The 21,917-nt window shown below is 44.8% G+C and carries 24 protein-coding genes and 1 tRNA gene; 6 read left to right on the forward strand and 19 right to left on the reverse strand.

Features of this window, described 5'->3' with window-relative positions:
- The 3 genes from AC5ZC7_RS26325 to AC5ZC7_RS26335 are packed head-to-tail and all read right to left on the reverse strand — an operon-like array spanning position 1 to position 3,138.
- On the reverse strand, positions 1-936 hold the full coding sequence (locus tag AC5ZC7_RS26325; RefSeq protein ID WP_496162957.1) for a T9SS type B sorting domain-containing protein: 936 nt from the start codon (positions 934-936) through the stop codon (positions 1-3).
- A 9-nt stretch (positions 937-945) separates the two neighbouring features.
- Positions 946-1,818, reverse strand: a complete 873-nt coding sequence (locus AC5ZC7_RS26330; protein WP_496162956.1) for a hypothetical protein — start codon at positions 1,816-1,818, stop codon at positions 946-948.
- Positions 1,819-1,830: 12 nt separating this feature from the next.
- A complete protein-coding gene (locus AC5ZC7_RS26335) occupies positions 1,831-3,138 on the reverse strand; it encodes an immunoglobulin domain-containing protein (protein WP_511911279.1) in 1,308 nt (435 codons plus the stop codon).
- Positions 3,139-3,657: 519 nt separating this feature from the next.
- On the opposite strand from AC5ZC7_RS26335, the gene AC5ZC7_RS26340 reads away from it, so the two are divergent.
- The gene (locus AC5ZC7_RS26340) at positions 3,658-4,215 is read left to right on the forward strand and encodes a hypothetical protein (RefSeq protein ID WP_496162954.1); all 558 of its coding nucleotides are present in this window, start codon (positions 3,658-3,660) and stop codon (positions 4,213-4,215) included.
- 45 nt (positions 4,216-4,260) lie between these two features.
- Here the strand turns inward: AC5ZC7_RS26340 and AC5ZC7_RS26345 are convergent, their stop codons facing one another.
- Genes AC5ZC7_RS26345 through AC5ZC7_RS26365 form a run of 5 tightly spaced genes read right to left on the reverse strand, consistent with a single transcriptional unit; the run spans position 4,261 to position 8,013 of the window.
- Positions 4,261-5,574, reverse strand: coding sequence for an MBL fold metallo-hydrolase (locus AC5ZC7_RS26345; RefSeq protein WP_496162953.1), 1,314 nt, complete (start codon positions 5,572-5,574; stop codon positions 4,261-4,263).
- An 11-nt stretch (positions 5,575-5,585) separates the two neighbouring features.
- The gene (locus AC5ZC7_RS26350) at positions 5,586-5,996 is read right to left on the reverse strand and encodes a DUF6691 family protein (protein ID WP_496162952.1); all 411 of its coding nucleotides are present in this window, start codon (positions 5,994-5,996) and stop codon (positions 5,586-5,588) included.
- On the reverse strand, positions 5,993-6,553 hold the full coding sequence (locus AC5ZC7_RS26355) for a YeeE/YedE thiosulfate transporter family protein (protein WP_496162950.1): 561 nt from the start codon (positions 6,551-6,553) through the stop codon (positions 5,993-5,995). Before AC5ZC7_RS26355 ends, AC5ZC7_RS26350 begins: the two co-directional genes overlap by 4 nt.
- A 2-nt stretch (positions 6,554-6,555) precedes the next feature.
- Positions 6,556-7,347 (reverse strand): TSUP family transporter, encoded by a 792-nt coding sequence (locus AC5ZC7_RS26360; RefSeq protein WP_496162949.1) that lies wholly within the window; start codon positions 7,345-7,347, stop codon positions 6,556-6,558.
- 57 nt (positions 7,348-7,404) lie between these two features.
- Positions 7,405-8,013, reverse strand: a complete 609-nt coding sequence (locus AC5ZC7_RS26365; protein WP_496162948.1) for a helix-turn-helix domain-containing protein — start codon at positions 8,011-8,013, stop codon at positions 7,405-7,407.
- A gap of 139 nt (positions 8,014-8,152) precedes the next feature.
- On the opposite strand from AC5ZC7_RS26365, the gene AC5ZC7_RS26370 reads away from it, so the two are divergent.
- Both AC5ZC7_RS26370 and AC5ZC7_RS26375 read left to right on the forward strand, forming a co-directional pair.
- Positions 8,153-8,722 carry a cyclic nucleotide-binding domain-containing protein gene (locus AC5ZC7_RS26370; RefSeq protein ID WP_496162947.1) on the forward strand — a complete coding sequence of 190 codons (570 nt, stop codon included), beginning with the start codon at positions 8,153-8,155 and terminating at the stop codon, positions 8,720-8,722.
- Positions 8,723-8,788: 66 nt separating this feature from the next.
- Entirely contained in the window at positions 8,789-9,919 is a 1,131-nt protein-coding gene (locus AC5ZC7_RS26375; RefSeq protein WP_496162946.1) for an FAD-dependent monooxygenase, read from the forward strand.
- 62 nt (positions 9,920-9,981) lie between these two features.
- On the opposite strand, the gene AC5ZC7_RS26380 is transcribed toward AC5ZC7_RS26375, so the two are convergent.
- The 6 genes from AC5ZC7_RS26380 to AC5ZC7_RS26405 all read right to left on the reverse strand — a co-directional run bounded on the left by AC5ZC7_RS26380 (position 9,982) and on the right by AC5ZC7_RS26405 (position 13,308).
- Positions 9,982-10,971 carry a hypothetical protein gene (locus AC5ZC7_RS26380; protein WP_496162944.1) on the reverse strand — a complete coding sequence of 330 codons (990 nt, stop codon included), beginning with the start codon at positions 10,969-10,971 and terminating at the stop codon, positions 9,982-9,984.
- Between the two features lie 45 nt (positions 10,972-11,016).
- Positions 11,017-11,559 carry a hypothetical protein gene (locus AC5ZC7_RS26385; RefSeq protein WP_496162942.1) on the reverse strand — a complete coding sequence of 181 codons (543 nt, stop codon included), beginning with the start codon at positions 11,557-11,559 and terminating at the stop codon, positions 11,017-11,019.
- Positions 11,560-11,636: 77 nt separating this feature from the next.
- Positions 11,637-12,050, reverse strand: coding sequence for a VOC family protein (locus tag AC5ZC7_RS26390; protein WP_496162940.1), 414 nt, complete (start codon positions 12,048-12,050; stop codon positions 11,637-11,639).
- Positions 12,051-12,100: 50 nt separating this feature from the next.
- The gene (locus tag AC5ZC7_RS26395; protein ID WP_496162939.1) at positions 12,101-12,832 is read right to left on the reverse strand and encodes a WYL domain-containing protein; all 732 of its coding nucleotides are present in this window, start codon (positions 12,830-12,832) and stop codon (positions 12,101-12,103) included.
- A gap of 2 nt (positions 12,833-12,834) precedes the next feature.
- Positions 12,835-13,155: a hypothetical protein gene (locus AC5ZC7_RS26400; protein WP_496162938.1), complete on the reverse strand. Its 321-nt coding sequence runs from the start codon at positions 13,153-13,155 to the stop codon at positions 12,835-12,837.
- A gap of 81 nt (positions 13,156-13,236) precedes the next feature.
- Positions 13,237-13,308 (reverse strand) — tRNA-Glu (locus tag AC5ZC7_RS26405).
- Positions 13,309-13,451: 143 nt separating this feature from the next.
- Here AC5ZC7_RS26405 and gap point away from each other — a divergent pair.
- The 3 genes from gap (at position 13,452) to AC5ZC7_RS26420 (ending at position 17,400) form a co-directional block, all read left to right on the forward strand.
- Positions 13,452-14,468: a type I glyceraldehyde-3-phosphate dehydrogenase gene (gene gap / locus AC5ZC7_RS26410; RefSeq protein ID WP_496162937.1), complete on the forward strand. Its 1,017-nt coding sequence runs from the start codon at positions 13,452-13,454 to the stop codon at positions 14,466-14,468.
- A 166-nt stretch (positions 14,469-14,634) separates the two neighbouring features.
- Complete coding sequence (locus AC5ZC7_RS26415) at positions 14,635-15,828, forward strand: phosphoglycerate kinase (protein ID WP_496162936.1); 1,194 nt, start codon at positions 14,635-14,637, stop codon at positions 15,826-15,828.
- Between the two features lie 162 nt (positions 15,829-15,990).
- Positions 15,991-17,400, forward strand: coding sequence for a cation:proton antiporter domain-containing protein (locus AC5ZC7_RS26420; RefSeq protein ID WP_496162935.1), 1,410 nt, complete (start codon positions 15,991-15,993; stop codon positions 17,398-17,400).
- Positions 17,401-17,493: 93 nt separating this feature from the next.
- Here the strand turns inward: AC5ZC7_RS26420 and AC5ZC7_RS26425 are convergent, their stop codons facing one another.
- The 5 genes from AC5ZC7_RS26425 to trmD form a co-directional block, all read right to left on the reverse strand.
- Positions 17,494-18,771 (reverse strand): transglycosylase SLT domain-containing protein, encoded by a 1,278-nt coding sequence (locus tag AC5ZC7_RS26425; protein WP_496162934.1) that lies wholly within the window; start codon positions 18,769-18,771, stop codon positions 17,494-17,496.
- 10 nt (positions 18,772-18,781) lie between these two features.
- Positions 18,782-20,227 (reverse strand): Asp-tRNA(Asn)/Glu-tRNA(Gln) amidotransferase subunit GatA, encoded by a 1,446-nt coding sequence (gene gatA / locus AC5ZC7_RS26430; RefSeq protein WP_496162933.1) that lies wholly within the window; start codon positions 20,225-20,227, stop codon positions 18,782-18,784.
- Between the two features lie 57 nt (positions 20,228-20,284).
- Entirely contained in the window at positions 20,285-20,551 is a 267-nt protein-coding gene (locus AC5ZC7_RS26435) for a twin-arginine translocase TatA/TatE family subunit (RefSeq protein ID WP_496162932.1), read from the reverse strand.
- Between the two features lie 191 nt (positions 20,552-20,742).
- Positions 20,743-21,090 carry a 50S ribosomal protein L19 gene (rplS, locus tag AC5ZC7_RS26440; RefSeq protein ID WP_079473603.1) on the reverse strand — a complete coding sequence of 116 codons (348 nt, stop codon included), beginning with the start codon at positions 21,088-21,090 and terminating at the stop codon, positions 20,743-20,745.
- Positions 21,091-21,209: 119 nt separating this feature from the next.
- Positions 21,210-21,881 (reverse strand): tRNA (guanosine(37)-N1)-methyltransferase TrmD, encoded by a 672-nt coding sequence (trmD, locus tag AC5ZC7_RS26445; RefSeq protein ID WP_291928698.1) that lies wholly within the window; start codon positions 21,879-21,881, stop codon positions 21,210-21,212.
- Between the last annotated feature and the right edge of the window lie 36 nt (positions 21,882-21,917).

Raw genomic sequence — 21,917 nt, forward strand, 5'->3', positions numbered from 1 at the left:
TTATGGTTTTAACAACGTGATATAACCTTTAAACTCCTGCCAGCGGCCATTCCCATCTTTAACACGTAGCAGGTAGAAATAGGTCCCTTCATTTAACCCTTTACCACTCCAATTTTGTGTATAGCCTTTTTGCTCATATACGTGATTACCCCAACGATTCAGAATCGTTAACTCATTTTCGGGATACTGTTCCAATCCGCCAATGACGAAAACATCATTCACCCCGTCGCCATTGGGTGTAATGGCGTTAGGAATATGCAGGGGCAATATCAACAGCTGATGTGTGCTGCTGTTATTGGGAACTACATTATCCTGCTCTACAGCGGCCACTGTAGCGGTATTCGTAATTTGCCCGGATTCCAATACCTTCACGCGGATGGCCAGTGAAGCCGTTTGACCTACTTTTAAGCCATTCATTTTCCACAACACCGTATGATCCTGCTGTTGATAGGTGGCCACGCCCAGAGTGGGAACAGATAACAAGTCCAACCCTACCTGCCGGGGTAGTTTGTCCGTAACAATAATCCCTGTAGCGTCAGCAGGCCCGTTGTTAACAACGGTGAGATAATAATTGAAGGTGCTGTTTATTTTAAACGCGCCAATGTCGGCGGTTTTGTTGATCTGCATATCTGCATCTGGTCCCCTGCTGGTGATTTCTGCAATGATGACCGGCCTGGACAGGTCGGAAACGCATCCTTCTCCGTTATATACCTCCACGGTATATCTGCCTGGCGTAGCTGTGGTATACTCCGGCAAAAACGCACCCGTAATGGCAATGCCGTCCCGGTACCATTGGTACCGGGGAGCATTCACCGGGTTAGCCGTTAGTTTCACCTGCTGACCGGGCATGATATACCTGACTGGTGGCGCTTGTGCCATCGCTACAGCGGCCCACCAGCTCAGGACCAGGATAATGACAGATACTTTTCCCCGCATATGTGCTTATTACTCGATGGTAATAGTTGGTGCTCCTGGTTTAGGCGTAACAGTGATAGTAGCATCTGAGCCATTGTACTGAGAAGTAGCAGCATAAGTACCACAGCTTTTCACCTTATAGGCTACCTGTACACTGTATTTATATTTTTTCTCTGCCCCACCGGTACTGGTGGCCACATCGTCCAGCGTATAGGTGGCAGCGTTAGTACCTACACTTGTTGTAGTACTTGTGGCCAGATCTGTTTTCGTCCAGGCGTAAGTCAGTTCAAAATCTGCTATGGTCAATACTCTGAGGCCTGTAATTGTTCTGAGTGTACCATTGAATGACACCTGGCTTTTCAGGGTAATAGCATTGGCGCCTGTTGGTGCACCACTAGCCGCGCAATAAGTCAGCGAAGGAGTAGATGCATCGATGGTAGAAGCAACCGTCAGGTCAGGCAATACGAATACCGTAAAAAGCACGGGATCGGCCGGACAGCCGGCAGTACCGGTGGAAGCAACTACCTGGTAGGTATGCCATCCGGGAGTGGCAGCAGTAACTACCAGTTTTTCACTGTTTGGCGTTGCTCCTGTAAGCAAAGGACCTGAAACTCCCGAACCGTCCAGTTCTGACCAGGTCCAACTGGTATAAGCCACTGCAGGCGTAACGGTGTTATCAGTGGTAGTAGACTTCAGTGTAAAATTGGATGGAGTAGCACAGAACAATGTACTGCCAGTGCTGGTAGAAGTACCTTTTTTAGGATCGTCCCCAACAGATAAATCTCCCGGTAATTTGATGGTTTGTGCATTTACTTGTATGGTGCTCATCGCCAATAATACCATGAGTAAGCAGGTAATAGAGATTTGTAAAAAGCGGCGCATTCCGAATGTAGCAATTTTCATATGTCAAGGGTTTTATTGTATTGTTAATAAAGGTGATCCGGGACGAGGTACCACAGTAACGGTAACGGGCACACGATTACTCACATTTCCGGCGCAACCGTTTCTGATGGCTTCTACATAATAAGTATAGGTGCCGGCAGTGGTAATGGTGGGCGTAAACGTCAAACTATTTCCCAGCAGCAGGGTACCATCTGATTTATACCAGTTGTACACTGCGCAGGCATCTGGATTCGTTACTGTAAATTTTATTTTGCCTACATCATTGATGCAAATAGGACCAGGATTGGGAATACCGTTTAACTGTAGCGATAAAGTAGGTGCGGGCGCTACGATTCTTACGTCATAAATCCTCAATGCACTGAGTGCGCTTACCAGTCCTCCCAGTTTGATATCGATCCGATCAAAGGCTGCAGGAATCGCGGCAGACAGTATATATTTTTGTCCGGGGCCGCCTAAGAGGCGCAGGTTAAGGAAAGTGCCGGTATTGGTAATAGGGCTACCAACCGGCGTATTGCCAAGCATTGGTTGTATCGCAAACCCGGTGAGCAGGTTCAGGTCCAACAATGCAGCGCCCGCATCCTGCAGCACGATGTAAATGGAATCGCCCGGCTTGGCAGGTGTATTGAATACCACTGTTTCGAACACCTCACTCAATACTTTTACACCCGTATTGAGTTGTGCATAAGTAGCAAGCGTGGGGTCATTGTCAATGGCCAACCATTTATTATCCACACTACCAGTGGCATTCAGTAAGGCGAGTTGTCCGGCGCGAATGCCGGCCAGTACGTCTATTGGCAGATAACAGCCCGTATTGGGGGGCGCATTCTGCATCACCCAGGCATCATAAATACCCATGGATAACCCTGCAGATAACAGCCCTGTAAGCGTTACCCATACGCCGTCATAGGCTACCGGATTACCAGCGGCATCTTTAGGCGTGAGCATTATTTCCATATCACCGGAACCACTGGCCACTGATAAAAGTGCGCCTGATGTATAGGCTACACCTGCTGGTTTTTCTACGTGATGGCTATCATAAATAAAGGGTTGTACCGTTACGGCGGATCCCAGGCCAACCAGGTTAGTGGGGTAAGCAATTTTGACACTCACGGGTGTACCGGCAGCAATAGTCGCGTCAAAATTGAGGTATTGTTTCGCATAAGTGAGTCCCAGTAATGCCAGTGTATTTAAGGTAGATTGTGTAGCCGGATTGCCATCTGCTGCACTGGCATCGTTAGAAGTACTTCCCAATACTACCTCTGTTCTTTGTCCGGATGCATACTTCCTGATTTGAGGAACCGGGCAACTACTTTGCGCCATAACAGTAGACGAGAAAAAAACAGAGAAAAGTATAGTGAATAAAGTAACATGCCATGTATCCCTGTTACGTACAGGTAATATTCCGATGATAATTGCATTCAAGGCATTCACAGGGAATCGCATAAGGATACTTGGTCACTAATTGGGAAATTCGGTTCGGTTCAACTAATGTAGCCGAATAATCAGCACCACGGCAGATTGCAGGGGGTAATGAACAAAATGAATACAACCAAAAGATGAACAGAAAATGCACAGGAATGCAGGGTGCGTAGCAATTATTTTACATAAAATATTATATGTATTATTATAAAATATTATTTAATAATTTTCATCAATTAAACACTTCCTTCGCAAAAAACTGGCATGATATTAAGCAGCGGATTTCGCTCCTGAAATGGAGTATCGACAAACGGTATTTGTCCACGTCACCGGTTAAACAGCGATAAAGCCCGACGACTATCGACCATTCATTTTTATCTCTTAACGATGCATTTATTTCGTGTTCAAAATGAATGTATCATGAAAAAAATTTCGTTTATCCATTGTGGTTGGTTATTACTATTAACCGTTTTTATAAGCGCATGTGGAAAATCCGCAGCAGACAAACCAGAGAAACCACGTGTTACACCCGGCTCTTATCAGGACAAAAGTGTTATCAGCTGGACCGTTGATGGCGCCAGTTATTCCTGCGGAGGTAACGCCCTTTATTCACCCTCGGTAAACAGAACCGGTGTGGCCTCTCAATATGAGGATGATAAATACAATATATCCGTGGTATTTAATGGAAAAACTGAAGGGGTGTTTAAGATGGGAGCCAGCAACCAGGCGGGCAAAGCCACCATTACTTTTATGAATACAGCTACTGGTAAAGAATACGGTAATACATACGTAGAAAACTGCCAGCAAGGTGGCTTTATCTATACAGAAGGGGAAGTGAAGGTAACCAGGGTCGGAAAGCCGGGCGACTATGTAGAAGGAACTTTCAGCGCAACATTATACGACGTCAACCACTGTACATCAAAGGCCAGTGTGAAGGTAAAAGGTGAGTTTAAAATGCTGCGTGTAGGCGGCGAATAATTAAAGAAAGGCCTTCTCTTTCTACCAGAGAAGGCCTTTTTCCGGCTATTGAAATTGTTGAATACTTTCTCCCAGATCAAACACTTTTACCTGATCTCCTGCAAACGCCTGAATAATACTACTCGCGGCGGCGCTCCGGTAACCACCTGCGCAATGCACCACTATTGGCTTATCCAGCGGAATGGTGGATACTCGCTGTCTTAATTCAGGCAATGGAATAAGCAATGCCTGATCAAAAAAGCGATGTTCTTTCACCTCGCTACTATTCCTGACATCCACTATCGTATAACCAGGTAGATGGGTGGCAAAATCTTCGGCTATGGGCGCCATACTTCCCTGCCCGTCTTCAAAAACAAAAGCTCTTACAATAAAAGCATCATAGCCGATTTTACTACAACGGAAAATCAGTTCTTCCAATAGCGCCTTATTCTCCGCTACCAAATAGAAGGATTCCCCGGGCGCAACAATGCTCCCCAGCCAGGTTTCAAATTTACCGCCGTGCTGCAAATTGAAAGATCCAGGTAAATGATGTTGCTTAAAAGCCGCTTCCGGCCTGGTATCTATCACAATAATGTTTTTTTCCAACACACCCTGAGGGCCACGCGGAACAGTGGTTACGTTGCCAGCGCCCCGCTTATTGAGTTCCACATTATAGGGAAAGTAAGCAGGAATAAATGGTTGTCCCGCAGTTAATGCACTAACAAACACGGGTACACTCATGTCCTGTAACGACCAGTTATTCACTTTTTCATTGCCTATCGTACTATATTTTTCTTTCCCAAGAGATTTACCACATAAGGTTCCTGCTCCATGCGCCGGATACACCAACACATCGTCTTCTAATAATAACAGCTTGTTATGCAGCGAATCATACATTTGCTTTGCCAGTTCCTCCCGCTTTGCCGTAATATTGCCGACGTTTTCGCGCAGATCCGGCCGGCCGCAATCTCCCACAAACAACGTATCTCCGGTGAATACTGCTTTGTTGCGGCCATCTTCTTCCAATACAATGCTGATACTATCCGGCGAATGTCCCGGTGTATTCAATGCTTTGAGTTTGATATTACCCAACACCATTTCATCCCCGTCATCAAACGGCTGATGCGGATAAGTAGCCCCTACCAACCGGGAACAATAAATGGTAGCCCCGGTTAGCTGATGCAATGCCAGGTGTCCGCTCACGAAATCCGCATGCGGATGTGTTTCTATCACCCCTACAATCGTTGCCTGTGCTGCCGCTGCATACGCCAAATAAGGTGCAATATCCCTCGCAGGATCTATCAATATCATTTTATGCTCACTGCTGATCGCATAACCAAACTGTGCTAATGCAATATCTTCAAACTGTTTAATTTCCATATATCATACATTTAATGAGGTAATTTTTCGCGTATCCATCCATATACCCAGGTACCAGCAATTGCGCTCAATAACGTAATCCCGATAACAAAAAAACCGCTTCCCATCTGCGCCAGCAGCGGGCCCGGACAAGCACCAGTAATCGCCCAACCCACGCCAAAGAGCAATCCACCATATACATTTCCCCAATGGAATTTTTTATCCGGAATGGTAATTGCTTCGTTGTTGATGGTTTTTATCCGGAAGCGCTTGATCACTTGTATAGATATCATACCCACTATAATAGCACTCCCGATCACCCCATACATATGAAACGACTGCAAATGAAACATCTCCTGGATGCGGAACCAGGACACTACCTGGGATTTAACGAGGATAATACCAAACAGCAATCCCGCTGCTAAAAATTTTATATTGTTCATAGTTGTAATAAAAGAGGTAAAAGAAACCAGCTGGTAATAAATCCGCCTGTCATGAAGCAGCACGTGGCTACCAGCGAAGGCCACTGTAAAGAAGAAATTCCCATGATAGCATGACCAGAAGTACATCCGCCCGCATAACGGGTGCCGAATCCTACAAGGAAACCTCCCACTATCATCAGTATAAATCCCCGCAGTGTAAAGAGTTGCCCGAAGCTGAATATATCTTCCGGTAACACACCACTGAAATCTTTCACACCGTATTGTTGCAATAAGCGAATCGTTTGCGGATTCATATCAACCGGCCCCGGAACTGACAAGCCATAAGTAGCGATGAAGCCACCGAGTATAATACCCAGCGCAAAAAACAAGTTCCAGGTTTCCTTCTTCCAATCGTATCTGAAAAATTTAATATTGCCGGGTATACAAGCGGCGCAGGTATGCCGGAGCACCGACGATATTCCGAATGTCTTATTTCCCAGCAGTAACAAGGCTGGTACCGTTAGTCCAATGAGTGGCCCTGCAACATACCAGGGCCAGGGTTGTGTAATTACATCCATTACTATTGATTATATAAAGTGCTGATTAAAATAAAAACACCCATCACGAGTACAAACCATCCGAAAACCGGCTTCAGCTTTGCATCATTCGTGTATTTGGTTAAATAACTTCCCCCGATAATACCGGCTATCGCAAACAGGGAAAAGTATATTAAAAACAGGTAGTTGAAAGATACCTGCCTGCTGATATCTCCGAGCATCCCCAACAGGGAACTGATAGTCATCACGAGCAGCGAGGTACCTACTGCTTTTTTCATCGGCAATCCGCCAAATAAAACAAGCGAAGGGATAATGAGAAAACCACCACCTACTCCTACGAAGCCTGTGATCATACCTACTGCCACGCTTTGCAGCATCAGCCGGGAATAGCTGACCGGTGCACTACCCACTGTAACGCTTTTACCTTTACGGATCATCGCTACCGCAGCTAACACCATCAGTACAGCAAACACCAGCATCAGTAAAACAGGTTTGGTCAGTGTAAACCCGCCTGCCTGCAGCAAATGTTCCGGTATGGCCGGCATTACCCATTTACGCATCGCAAATACCGAGATCAGGGAAGGAATGCCAAAAACCAGTGCTATTTTGACATCAACATTTCCTTTCCGGAAATGACTACCCGCCCCTACCGCACTGGTGAGCCCCACAATAAAAAGAGAATAAGCAGTAGCAATTAAAGGATCAATGCGAAAGAAATATACCAGGATGGGAACCGTTAAAATAGAGCCCCCTCCTCCTACCAGTCCTAACGACAAACCAATAAATACCGATGCGATGTAGCCAATTACTTCCACGTTGCTGTTTTATAGCACAAAAGTAAAAGCTACCTGGGAGGAGTTTGGTGACTTATGTTACAGAGGGTAATTTAAAATAATCTTATTCCTTGAAAGGCTGATCAGTTGCTGCTTTTCCATTTGCTTCAGCAATCGCGACACTACTTCCCGCGTGGTACCCAGTTCTTCTGCCAATTGCTGATGGGTGATATTAAATTCTTTAGATTGATAAATATTCGCCTTCTTCTTCAATAATTCTGCGATGCGGTCATCTAATTTTTGAAAGGCCACCGCATTCACCACATCCAGTAATTCTTCAAAGCGTTTGTGGTATAATTTAAAGATGAAATCCGTCCATTCCGGGTATTCTTTTATCCATTCGCTGGCCTTTTCTATGGGCAGCATCAGTACTTCCGCATCTTCTTCCACGATCAATCTTACTTTGCTGGTATCATCATGAATACCCGCCAGGAACGACATAATACAGCTTTCACCGGGCTTAATATAGTACAGTAATATTTCCCTGCCGTCTTCATCTTCCCGCATTACGCGCATACTACCGGAAAGCACCAGTGGAATAGCACGGATGTAACTATTGGATTGCACCAGCACTGTATCTGCCGGCAGCTTTTTATATTGGCTGTTAGCCTGTACAGCCTCTTCCAAAATGGGTCCAAAGAATTTCATACTATAAAAGTAACCCTATTTTCATAACTGCTTTCCTACTGGTGATATTTTCGGGAGATAGGGGGCCAATGCTGGCCTCCGCGCTTCATATCCTGTTCATGCGTATACATTTAAATCGGCTATCTTTAAGTCAAAAAAGATGCTTGATGAACAGGATCTTGCCTTAAAGCTATCATTAGACAAAGTTCACTTACAGGAATTTTTGTCGATTACAGCAACAAAAAACTTTAAAAAGAATACGACCATATTCGACGGACGCACTGCCTGCAATTGGCTGGGCTATATCATCAATGGCGCCATCAGGACTTACTGCATCAACGACCGTGGCGAGGATATCAGCTTCTTATTGCAGGTGAATGGTGATTTTTTTGGCGACTATGAAAGCTTTATTACCGGCCACAAAGCCGAATTCATTATAGAAGCACTGCTGGATTGTGAAGTGCTGGTCTTTGAAAAAGAGGAGCTGGATCGATTGATGCAAAGCGATGTTTTCTGGCTGAAATTCGGCAAACAGATGGCTGATATTGTTTTCCTCGAAGCGAAGCGCCGGATAACCGATCTGTTGTTTTTTAATCCGGAGCAACGTTATCAAAACCTGCTGCGTAAATCTCCGGAGGTCATGCGCAAAATTCCTCAGAAATATATTTCCAGTTACCTGGGCATTACACCGCCATCACTCAGCCGGATTAGGAAAAGGATCATTAATTAACTTTAGTGAACGTTTTTCAGGGTCGGGAAGTGTCAACTTTGTCCTATCATCAAAGTTGAACAGACCATGGAAATAGCCATCATTGGCGCCGGCATTGGCGGACTGACAACAGCCCTGGCGCTTAAAGCAGCGAATATCTCTTTTAAAATTTACGAGTCCGCCCCGGAATTAAAAGCAGTGGGCGCCGGCATTATCCTTGCCAACAACGCCATGCAGGTATACCGGCACCTGGGCCTACAGGAGGGCATTGCCCAACTGGGAAACAGGATCTCCGTTTTAAATATCACCAAACCAGATTTGCAGGTACTTTCATCGTCTTCCCTTCAGCCTTTTGAACAGCGATTTCATTTACACAATATTGCAATTCACCGCGCGGATCTGCATCATTACCTGGCCGAAGCAATTGGCGCTGCCAACATTTCCTTAGGCAAAAAACTAAAAAGTATTATACGCCGGCAGGAACAGTTTATCCTGGAATTTGAAGATGGTTCATTGGTAACAACTAAATATGTGATAGGTGCAGATGGTATCCGGTCTGCCGTGCGTAATCAACTGTTTGGCGAAAGCCCCATGCGTGATAGCGGACAATACTGCTGGCGGGGAGTTGTAGATTTTGATTTACCGCAACAATATCACCATGAGCTGAATGAACTATGGGGCAAAGGCACACGATTTGGGTTTGTAAAGCTCAGCGCCAAACAAGTGTACTGGTACTTATTGGCAAACACCCACCTGATGCATCCCGGCACTGATCCGCTCTCTTTTTTAAATGACTTCCATCCGCTGGCAAAGCAGCTTGTACAAGCCACTCCCAGGGATAAATGGATTGCCGCCGGGCTGTTTGACCTTACACCTATTTCACAGTGGCACCAGGAAGGTGTATGTCTTGTGGGCGATGCGGCACATGCTACTACCCCTAATTTAGGGCAAGGCGCCTGCCAGGCTATTGAAGATGCCTATGTACTAGGCACACTGCTGAAAAAGAATTACTCCATACAGGAAGCATTCCGGCGATATCCGGAGATTCGCATGGAGAAGGCCCGGTTCATTGTAAACACAAGCTGGAAGGTGGGTAAAATGGCGCATTGGCGGAATCCTATAGCTGTTGCAATGCGTAATATGCTCATGAAATCAACACCGGCATCGGTGAATAATAAGCAACTGGGGCGGATTTTTGAGTTAGACAAGGTGGTGTGAATAATGTATCACAGCGTATTTCCAGTCGCTTTGACGAATCAAAGTGACTGGAAATGGCTCACTTATTCTGGCATAAAATCATTTCCGCCAATAACAAAATCATTTAAGGATAACATGAGTTGTCCCAATACAATACCTGCATTAAAAGAAGCAACATAATTTTGGGTATCCGTTACTTCTGTATCAAAATGTCCCAGCTGATCGCTAATTGCTGAAACAAAAATAATTGGTTTATCAGTACTTAGCTTTATGACACCATGAGTAGTTTCCACTGACATGACGGGATAGGGCGCTCGTTTTTGATGAAATTCTTCCAATGCTTCACGATCTACCCAGTTATACTCCGCATAATCAATAACCCCAACAGAACTAACAGCGGTAAATACTTTCGAGGCGATACAAACCGCATGTTCAGCCGGATTACGTGGGGTTTTAATAAATTTAGGCTCTACCATATTCCGAAAATCCTTGTTTATCAAACCTAACACCTCCTTATTTACATTTGAATATAACATGCTGCCAATATTTTTTTCATTTGGCAGATCATCCTTTGTAGGTGCCTTGGGGTGCGCCCTATGTATAAAAAAATTGGCGCCGATAACAACGGAACCGTTTAACGTTATATCCCCTGGATAGCCGGCGGTTCCAACAGCTATTACCAAATCCGGATTTTCTTCGCGAATGACGTCCGCTAACACATGATACTTTTCATTTGAACTGGAAGTACTTTGCGTCTTTGTGTCCAATGCTGTTCCTGAAGGGACGCCTAAAAACATTATATCCTGGATACACCAGATACTGACCCTTAAGGTTTCATTGAGCTGCTTAGTATTTGTATCCCGGCTGGAATACTTTATAACAGCTCTGGGGTGTTTTGCTCTATAATTTCTATCAGGAGGGACATCAGTTACCTGTATATCCACAACCCGGGAAGCCGGGGCATCCCTTGCCGACTTATTATACGCGGCGGCCCTTAGTTCTGTGTGAAAAAATGCATTGAGTACCGGTACGGCTTCCCAGTTTTTGTTGATAATAATGGCTACTTTTTTCATTCCTCTTTTTTTGGGTGATGGAAGAATAGATTTATATAACACCAACTAAAAATGTCTTACTAAACCAATTTTGCTGCTATCTGCAATAGTAATTTGTGGAAATAAATCGTCTTTGGTATTGGGTATACCATCTCGTCCCGACGAAAAGAGCTGGTACTTGTCGCCATTTCTTTTATAGTTATAGTAGATCACTCCTTTCGCGTTCATTCCTTGTGCCGCATCATGAATGGGTGCTAATTTATCATCGTCCTCCACCTGCTGTAAATTATCAGGATAATGACCATGTATTATTTTATAAAACTCAATATCTTTCACTAAACTATTTAGCTCCATTTGTGATATATCTGCAAATCCGTTCCTGAATACAGACGCATGTGTTGTTGCATAAAATAAAGCTGAATAAACAATGATTGTCCAGGCAATACCTGCTGCTCCTATTATTGAAAGCCATTTGTCCTTATACTTTAAAAGGCCGTATAACAAAAGTCCCAAACCTACAAATGCGCCAACCAATGGGATTAAACACAACAAGCCCAATAAATAGGGTGGTTTTGACTTATTCGGGAAGGTATCAGGATTCGTTGTCATCTGCTTCAAATGGTGTTAAAAGAATGATAGGGGATATCCTAATATAAGAAATTCTGCGCAGATGCAGCCATCGGGAATCACCTGATTTTCCCTTCAAACTTCTTAACTGCAGCTGCATCCACCGGCGTAAAGAAATTCACCAGGTTCCCATCGGGATCACGAAATAGCAGCGATTTATTACCCCATGGCATCAAGGTGGGCTTTTGAACAACATAGGTTCCAATAAAGTCAGCGATTCGTTGATAAACAGCCTCCACGTCTTTCACCAAAAATTCAATGATCGCCGTGTGATTTTGTGCTGCTTTTGCTACATCATCACCGCCAAAAAATTGCAATGTTTTTGTACTACCAATGGCTAAAGTCGCCGATTCACTTTGCAGTTCTGCAAAATCAGGGGTATACTGCATGGCCGATATACCAGTTATCTGCTCATAAAAGTTCACCAACTGCTTCACATCAGCAGTAATAATTCGAATGGAAACGAGATTCATACCTTTTGCTTTAGGAAATTAAAATTTGTTTAAGCAAAGGTCAGCGGAGGCTATGACAAGGGTGTGTCAGGGGTAGTAAAATTTTTTTGCTTCTCACCCAGGTATTCCGAAAGTGTCATTTTATGGGGTTCAAAAATGGAATCGAGCAGCTTAATTTTCGAAATTCTGTCGAGGCGAAACATCCTGAAATCTTTTCTCAATCTGCAGAAAGCGATGAGCAGCCAGCTTTCCTGTAAACTGTAATAAAAGGCAAACGGTTCTACCTGCCGTGTGGTGCTTTCGTTTTGCGCTGCCGAATGATAAGTAATTTCTAAAACATTAAAAGCCGTCAGGGCGCTTTGAATGAGGGCCAGTGAATTACTGACAGAAGTTTCAGGAATGGCCGGGCTAACGGCTATTCTCCGGGATAAGAAGTCAGCTTTTTCTTTGGTGGAATATCGTAAAACAGCCCTGATTTTATCGATCGCCGCCGCATATTCCTGGCGGAGTGAGTTATCACTACTTTTAAGCATCAGCTGTTCTGCAGTGATCAATGCATTGGCTTCTGTTTCAGTAAACATCACAGGAGGTATCCTATAGCCTTCCATCAGCATATATCCTTTACCCTCTTCCGTCAAAACAGGCACTCCAGCCTGCTCCAGCGCCCTGATATCACGATAAATGGTTCTGATACTTACCTTGAATTTCTCAGACAATTGCGTAGCTGTTACCAGCCGCTTTGTTTGCAGCTGCGTAAGAATAGCGGTTAGTCTGGAAGTTCTTTTTATATCTGAATGATCCATTTTCAAAAGCTTTCATTCATGAGCTGCTCTTTGAGTAAGTCAAATTCATATGCTTCTTCTGTTGACGCTACGCCATAGGGCTGCTCAGTAGTAATCGTAATAATATCCCGGCCATCTGCATCCCTCCATTCCCTGAGTATTTCGCATGCAATAACGCCTGTTTGTGGATAAGCGCTGTTTTCATCAAGGTCTTGTGTAGTGAAGATGGGCAGCTTGTCTTCAAACACATGTGTTTTGTTCCAGGCGTCAATAAATGTACATGCTACAAATCCCGGTTGGGCGGAACTGGTAAATTGCTCAATAGTGACGGGAATATTTTTCATATACCGGAGTAATTGTACTTATAAAGATGGGGGATTGATGGGAATAAAAAAAGGCCGCTGTAATCAGCGACCTTTTAGTTGTACCACGTACGGGAATCGAACCCGTGACTCCTCCGTGAAAGGGAGGCGTCTTAACCCCTTGACCAACGCGGCATGTATCGTTTTGGGATTGCAAATGTAGGACGTTATTTTATATTTCCAAAAAAAATTTTTGATAACCTAAATTTCTATTGATTAATAAGGGTATTGGTTGTAAATTCGCTCTCGATTTTTTCATACTCAAATCACGATGTAAAATGGGAACTACTCTCAAAATTGGTATTAATGGTTTCGGTCGTATCGGCCGCTTGGTATACCGCCAGATTTACAAAATGCCCGGCATTGATGTGGTAGCTATCAATGACCTCACCAGCCCTAATGTGCTGGCGCATTTGCTGAAATATGATTCAGCTCAGGGTAGATTCGATGCAGACGTTAAGCATTCTGAAAACGCAATTAATGTGAACGGTGAAGATGTGAAAATATATGCACAGAGAGATCCGTCTCAAATTCCATGGAAAGAGCACGACATCGATGTAGTAATCGAATGTACCGGTTTCTTTGCTGACAGGGATAAAGCTGCTGCTCACATTACTGCTGGTGCTAAACGTGTTGTTATCTCCGCTCCTGCTACAGGTGATCTGAAAACGATCGTTTTCAACGTTAACCACGAACTGCTGGATGGTAGCGAAACCGTTATCTCCTGCGCTTCCTGCACCACCAACTGCCTGGCTCCTATGGCGAAAGTGCTGCAAGACAAATACGGCATTGCGTCTGGTTTGATGACTACTGTACACGCTTACACTAACGACCAGAACACCCTGGATGCTCCACATCCAAAAGGTGACCTGCGCCGTGCACGTGCTGCTGCAGCTAACATCGTTCCTAACAGCACCGGTGCTGCTAAAGCCATCGGACTGGTACTGCCTGAACTGAAAGGTAAACTGGACGGTAGCGCACAACGCGTACCAACCATCACCGGTTCCTTAACTGAACTGACTACCATCCTCAATAAAAAAGTAACTGCTGAAGAAATCAACGCTGCGATGAAAGCCGCATCTAATGAGTCTTTCGGTTATACTGAAGATGAAATTGTTAGCTCTGATGTAATTGGTATCCACTTCGGTTCCCTGTTTGATGCTACTCAAACCAAAGTAATCACTGTTGGTGAGCACCAAATGGTTAAAACCGTATCCTGGTACGATAACGAAATGAGCTATGTATCACAACTGGTGCGTACTGTGAAGTACTTCGCCGGTCTGATCAGCAAATAATTATATGAAGTACTCTCCCGCTGTTGCGGGGGAGTCTTTAAATCTCCGCGGGACTACACCATAGCAGCAATTGGCCAGATTTTTTTTGGTTGTATACTCGCTTTGCGCTGTTGGCACCGCGGTTTTTTAATGATATACCTTTCTCGTTATCTTAAATCGATACATTATGAGTAAATTCTCCGACTATAACTTCAATGGCCGCAAAGCCCTTGTTCGCGTTGATTTCAACGTTCCCCTGAACGATAATTTCGACATCACCGACGACACCCGCATGCGTGCTGCCGTACCTACCATCAAGAAAATCCTGAAAGATGGCGGCGCCGTTATCCTCATGTCGCACCTCGGTCGTCCGAAAGATGGCCCTACCGATAAATACTCTTTAAGACACCTGGTATACCACCTCATTTCTTTACTGGATGGTGTTACCGTGAAATTTGCGGAAGACTGTGTAGGTCCAGTAGCTGAAAAAGCGGCTGCCGACCTGCAAATGGGCGAAGTACTGCTGCTGGAAAACCTGCGTTTCCACAAAGCAGAAGAAAAAGGAGATGCTTCCTTTGCTGAACAACTGGCTAAACTCGGCAATGTTTATGTAAATGACGCATTTGGTACCGCTCACCGTGCACACGCTTCCACCGCTGTAATTGCACAATACTTTGCACCAGAAAACCGCATGTTTGGTTTATTGATGGAAGCAGAAGTAAACAGTGCTACCAAAGTACTGAACGATGCAGCCGCTCCTTTCACCGCTATCCTCGGTGGTGCCAAAGTGAGTGATAAAATCCTGATCATCGAAACCCTGATGGATCGTGCTAACAACCTCATTATTGGTGGTGGTATGGCTTATACCTTCCTGAAAGCACAGGGCAAAGAAATTGGTAGCTCCCTCTGCGAAAATGATAAGCTGGATCTGGCCAATGACCTGGTAGCAAAAGCAAAGGAAAAAGGGGTAAAACTGATCCTGCCAGTAGATTCTATTGCAGCAGATAAATTTGCAGCAGATGCTAACACCCAGGAAGTTTCTAATGATAACATTCCTGCTGGATGGATGGGCCTGGACATAGGTCCTAAGTCAGTGGCACTGTTTGGCGAAACCATTGCCGCTTCCAAAACTATTTTATGGAATGGCCCTATGGGCGTATTTGAAATGGCTAAATTCCAGGCAGGCACGAAAGGCGTAGCGGATGCGATTGTTACAGCTACTGCCGGTGGCGCTTTCTCCCTCGTAGGTGGTGGCGACTCTGTAGCGGCCGTAAACCAATTCGGTATTGCCGACAAAGTAAGTTACGTATCTACCGGTGGTGGCGCACTGCTGGAGTTCTTCGAAGGAAAAGAACTGCCAGGTATTGCGGCAATCTCTTAGTCGCTGAAAGCATAAAGCCGAAAGCAAAAAGCTATTATAGCGAATGACCAGTGAGGATAATCACCCGCTATGATCATTCGCTATAATAGCTTTTTGCTTTCGGCTTTATGCTTTCAGCGACTTTTTTTGTTTCTTGCATAGAACCATTAACACATTCTTGTCATGAACAAACGCTTTCTCTGGTATCCTGTCATCATCGGGGTTTTCGCTGCGTTGATCTGGGTGATCCTTCAAAAAGGGCAATCGCTTCCTGTGCACGCACTCCCCGTTACGCCCAAAGCACCAATAGCAGCGGCGCCGGAAGTACATAGCTGGCTGCGTTACCTCGACAACCTCAAACATCCACTGGGGCTGCTGTTGCTGCAAATCATCGTTATTATGCTCACTGCCAGGTTGTTCGGTATCCTTGCCAATAAGTTGAAGCAACCAGCGGTAGTAGGTGAAATTATTGCCGGCGTATTGTTAGGCCCTTCTTTACTGGGCTGGGCCATGCCAGGCTTTTCTGCATTCCTGTTTCCGGTGGAGTCATTAAAAAACTTACAGTTCCTCAGCCAGATAGGATTAGCCTTCTTTATGTTCATTGTGGGCATGGAACTGGACCTCCATAAAATCAGGCATAAAGCCCATGATGCGGTGATGATTAGTCATGCCAGCATTATAGTGCCCTTTTTCCTGGGCGTTTGGCTGGCCTATTTCCTTTTTACCCGCTTCGCTCCTGCTAATGTTAGCTTTTTATCTTTTGCGCTGTTTATGGGCATCGCAATGAGTATTACCGCATTTCCGGTATTGGCGCGTATTGTCCAGGAAAGAAAATTAACCCATACCCCACTGGGTATTATGGCAATTACCTGTGCTGCTGCCGATGATATCACCGCCTGGTGTATACTGGCCGTAGTAGTGGCAATTGTAAACGCAGGCGGCTTGCTGAGTGCAGTAGTAACGATTGCGTTGGCCATTGTATTTGTGGCGGTAATGTTGCTGGTAGTACGTCCCTGGTTGGGCAAAGTAACTGAAAAGCAACTGGCGAAAGGCAAAGACAAGGCCGCGGTTTCCCTGATTCTTTTTGTACTGCTGATATCTGCCTGGTTTGCGGAAGTAATTGGTATACACGCATTATTTGGCGCTTTTTTATCCGGCGTTATCATGCCTGCCACCCCTATCAAAAAAGTATTGACAGATAAGCTGGAAGATGTAAGTGTCATGATCTTATTACCTATCTTCTTCGTTTTTACCGGGTTGAGAACTCATATTGGGTTGTTGAACCAGGGTGATTTGTGGGCCGTATTCGGAATGATCATGCTGGTGGCGGTAGCAGGCAAGTTTGGCGGTAGCACCGTCACTGCAAGGCTCATGGGCCAAACCTGGCGGCAATCTGTATCTATTGGTGCCCTGATGAATACCCGTGGGTTGATGGAGCTGGTGGTGCTCAACATCGGTTTTGATCTCGGCATCCTTTCTCCTGAAATATTTGCGATGCTGGTGCTGATGGCCCTGGCTACTACCTTTATGACCGGACCACTACTGGACCTGGTAGCTTTCAGTGAAAAGCGCAAAGGTTTAATGACGGCATAAGCATCTTCTCCTGTTACGATGTGAATAACATAAAAAAAGAGCGCATATCATACTGATACGCGCTCTTTTTTTATCCTTACACCTTAGCGGTGATTATTTCTTCTTAGTATGTTTCTTCTTAGCGGCCGTATGCTTTTTTGCACCATGGTGTTTTCTGGCTGCTGTATGATGTTTCCTGGAAGAAGTGGCTTTCTTTGCTACAGGAGCAGGTTTTTCGCCCATTTTCACAGGTGGTGGGAATTTAGATTTATCCACACCTACTGCCTTATCGTCCAGGGTAAGCTGAACGGATTCTTTCAGCATTTCATCTTTTTCCGCCATGAACTGCTTCATCTTGTCTTTCGGGATGCGCAGGTCATAGTTATTTTCCGCGCTGGCCATTGCTTTGGAGAAGCCAGGATTGAAGCGGTCTAATTCAGCCACCTGCATATCCAGTTTCTTCGCAATTGCTTCCAGGCGATATTTGCCGGTTACATTGATTTCAACTGTATTGTAAATTTCTTCTTCTGTTAACGGACCTCTTGCGATGGGTGCAATATTATCTGCAGCCGGCATATTTACCGTAATAGTAGGATTTACATCATCGCTTACACCGAAGAAGTTATTGAATCGATCGAGGATATAACCGGTAGCGATGAATTTGTATACGTGGTTACGGGATTCTGCAGGCAGGAAATATTGCATGCCCCAGAAGTCTTTACGTCCGCTGGCGTTGATAGCGCGTTGTACGCCACCTGCACCACAATTATAAGCTGCTACCACCAGTAACCAGTCGTCGAACTGTGCATACAGTTGATTCAGGAACTGCGCGGCGGCCAAAGTAGATTTATAGAAATCTTTTCTTTCATCTACTTTTTTACCCACGCTTAAACCAAAGATGCGGGCTGTACCGGCCATAAATTGCCAGGCGCCTACTGCACCTACCCTGGAACGGGCATTGGTGTTAAAGCTGGATTCAATTACCGCGAGGTATTTCATTTCCTCGGGGATACCATTATCACGGAACACTTTCTCAATCATGTTGAAATAAGGCTGGCCTTTATCAATCATGATTTGTAAATGCTGACTATACCGGGTAGCATAGTTACTTACGTAACCGGCCACCAGGTTATTGTTGATCTGCTCATAGACTTTCGGGCTACGAATAGAATTAGGCAGACTTTGAGCGGCTTTTTTTACGGCCACGGAGGTGGGAGATGCCTGTATAGCGGTATCTTTGGGCAAATGTACCCTGTGATTCACTTTCAGCACAGAAGTATCAGGCGCCCCAATCGGATACACCGTCTCTTTAGGATTGCTATTGCCTCCCATCGCACTCACACTCACTAAACTTGTTGCTGGCAACAGCAGTAGTAAAAAGATTTTTCTCATACAATTTATTTTAAACAACAGTAACCTGTTCCTTAGCCATAATTTGATTGGCTATGTGTAACAAGTTTGCTTCGCTAAACTTCTTTGTGATGATCTGCACACCATATGGCATTCCGTTTGAATGCCGGTACAAGGGAACTGATATAGCCGGAACCCCTGCCAGATTTGCCAGTACCGTATAAATATCCGCCAGGTACATGGCTATGGGGTCATCTGTTTTTTCCCCTAATTTAAAAGCTGTGGATGGCACAGTTGGCATTAAAATGGCGTCGTACTCTTCTAAAATTTCATTGAGCTTGTCTGTTACCAGACGCCTAACCTGTTGTGCCTTAGTATAATATGCGTCGTAATAGCCCGCACTCAGCACAAAAGTCCCCAGTAATATACGACGTTTTACCTCTTTACCAAACCCTTCTGATCTACTTTTTTTGTAAAATTCTGTCAGATCCAGGTTTTTCTGGTCGGTTCTGTGTCCATATTTTACCCCATCGTAACGGGACAAATTGGAAGACGCTTCTGCTGTAGTGAGCACATAATAGGCTGGAACTACATGGTCAAGGTATTCAAAACTTTTTCCTGATACGGTATGACCAAGCGACTGTAAACTTTCAAAGAAATCAATATAGCCTTCTTTCATTTCCGTGTCCAGACCATCGTGGTACTGGGCATCTCTTAAATACGCGAATTTGAAAGATTTATTGTCTTCCAGATGTTCCTTATAATCAGGCACTTCCTTTTGAGATGCTGTACTATCGAACTCATCTGGTCCTGCGATCACCTGTAGAATTGCTGCCACATCGGCAATATCCTTGCCAAAAATACCGATCTGGTCAAATGAAGACGCATATGCAATAAGGCCGTAACGGGAAATGCGGCCATAGGTAGGCTTCAGGCCTACTATACCGCAAAAATCCGCCGGTTGGCGAACAGAACCTCCGGTATCACTACCCAGGCTTACCTGGCATAAATCTGCCTGCACAGCTACTGCGGAACCTCCAGAGGAACCACCCGGTACACGGGTATTATCCAGGGCATTCAAGGTAGGGCCAAAAGCAGAATTTTCATTGGTAGACCCCATCGCGAATTCATCGCAATTAAGATTACCAATGATAATAGCGTCCTCTGCCAATAGTCTTTCTATGGCAGTGGCAGAAAATAACGACGTGAACCCTTCCAGGATATGGGAAGCGGCACTTACATTATGGCCTTTATAGCAGATTACATCCTTAATACCTATCACCACTCCTGCCAGAGCACCCAGCTTTTCCCCGTTTTTAAGGCGGGTATCCAGCTCGCGTGCCTTTTCCAGGGCCTCCTCCTCATACACTTCCAGGTAGGCATTCAAATGTTTTAGCTGGGCTATACGGTCCAGGTAATAACGTACCCTTTCCGTACAGCTTGTGCTGCCGGCGTATAATGCTTTATGGAAAGTAATTATACTGCTGTATTCAGACAAGGCTAAACCAGTTAAAAAATAAACTAATCAGGAATTACGCTTGGTGTATGTTGGCGATTACTGTGCGTTATGGTTCGGATTTTCCGGAATAACTGTAGAGCTCGTGTGTGGAGCGTCTGTAGTAGCCGGTGCAGCAGGAGCAACAGGTTTTTCTCTCATGCCTTCTTCAATTTCCTGGCGCACATTGTTTTTGGCGTCATTGAATTCACGGATACCTTTACCCAGGCCACGCATTAACTCAGGGATTTTCTTGCCTCCGAAAAGGAGCAATACCACCACTAAAATCAACAGCAGCTCAGAGCCCCCGATATCCTGAAGAATCAAAAATGATGATTTAACAAAAACAGCAGTCATCTTCTCAAATGTTTATATTGTTCAGGCAACAAAGATAGATCATAAAATCGGGTTTTTCACCCTCTTTATCTGATCCGGCCTGAGTTTTAATAGCATTTTAAGAACACGAAAAAAGCGGCACCGGTAAGGTCCCGCTTTTAACAAATTTCCCTGTATTTATACTAAACCCTTTTTTCTTTGATACGGGCTTTCTTACCAGCACGCTCGCGCAGGTAGTAAAGCTTAGCTCTTCTTACCTTACCCACCTTGTTCAACACGATACCATCGATATGAGGAGAGTAAAGCGGAAACAGTCTTTCCACACCAATGCCATCAGAAATTTTTCTAACAGTGAAAGACATTGTTGATCCTGTACCCTGGATTTTCAACACATCACCTTTAAAGGACTGAATCCTTTCTTTATTACCTTCCACGATTTTATAGTTGACAGTGACGTTGTCGCCTGCTTTAAACTTCGGGTACTGTTTGTTAGCTGTCAGTTGTTCGTGAACAAACGAAATTGCGTTCATCTTTCAAATATTTATGGGAGTGCAAAAGTAAGTCAAGAAATAGCATTTACCAAATTAAAAATCAAGAAATTATCATCCTCAAATGGTAAACCAATCTATATGACCTATGTATCATTAAGTTATAACAGGTCGGGCCTGCGTTGTTTTGTTCTTTCTATCGATTCCTGGTGTCTCCATTCATCGATTTTTTTGTGATCTCCGCTCAAAAGGATCTCCGGCACTTTCCAGCCACGGAATTCTTCCGGACGGGTATAAACGGGTGGCGCCAGCAAATTATCCTGGAAAGAATCGGTTAAAGCACTGGTTTCATTGTTGAGCACCCCTGGTAACAGGCGGCCAATAGCATCCACGAGTACTGCAGCACCCAGCTCTCCCCCACTCAGCACATAGTCGCCGATAGAGATCTCTTTGGTGATGAAATGATCCCGGATACGCTGGTCTATTCCTTTATAGTGGCCACACAGCATCAGCAAATTTCCTTTCAGCGACAGCTGATTGGCCATTTTCTGATTCAGTGTTTCTCCATCCGGCGTCAGGTAGATGACCTCATCGTATTGCACCTTCGCCTGTAGCGACTCAATTGCATTTACAATGGGCTCCAGCATCATCACCATCCCGGCGCCACCACCAAACTGGTAGTCGTCTACCTGGCCGTGTTTCAGGCTGGAATACTGCCTGAGCGGATGTACATGTATTTCCAGTAAGCCTTTGGCCTGCGCTCTTTTCATGATAGAATGAGACAGCGGGCTTTCCAGCAGTTCCGGCAATACGGTAATTATATCAATTCGCATCGTACTAGCTTTTAGCTATTGGCTTTTAGCAGTTAG

Source organism: Chitinophaga sp. 9-1-y (genome assembly GCF_059511905.2).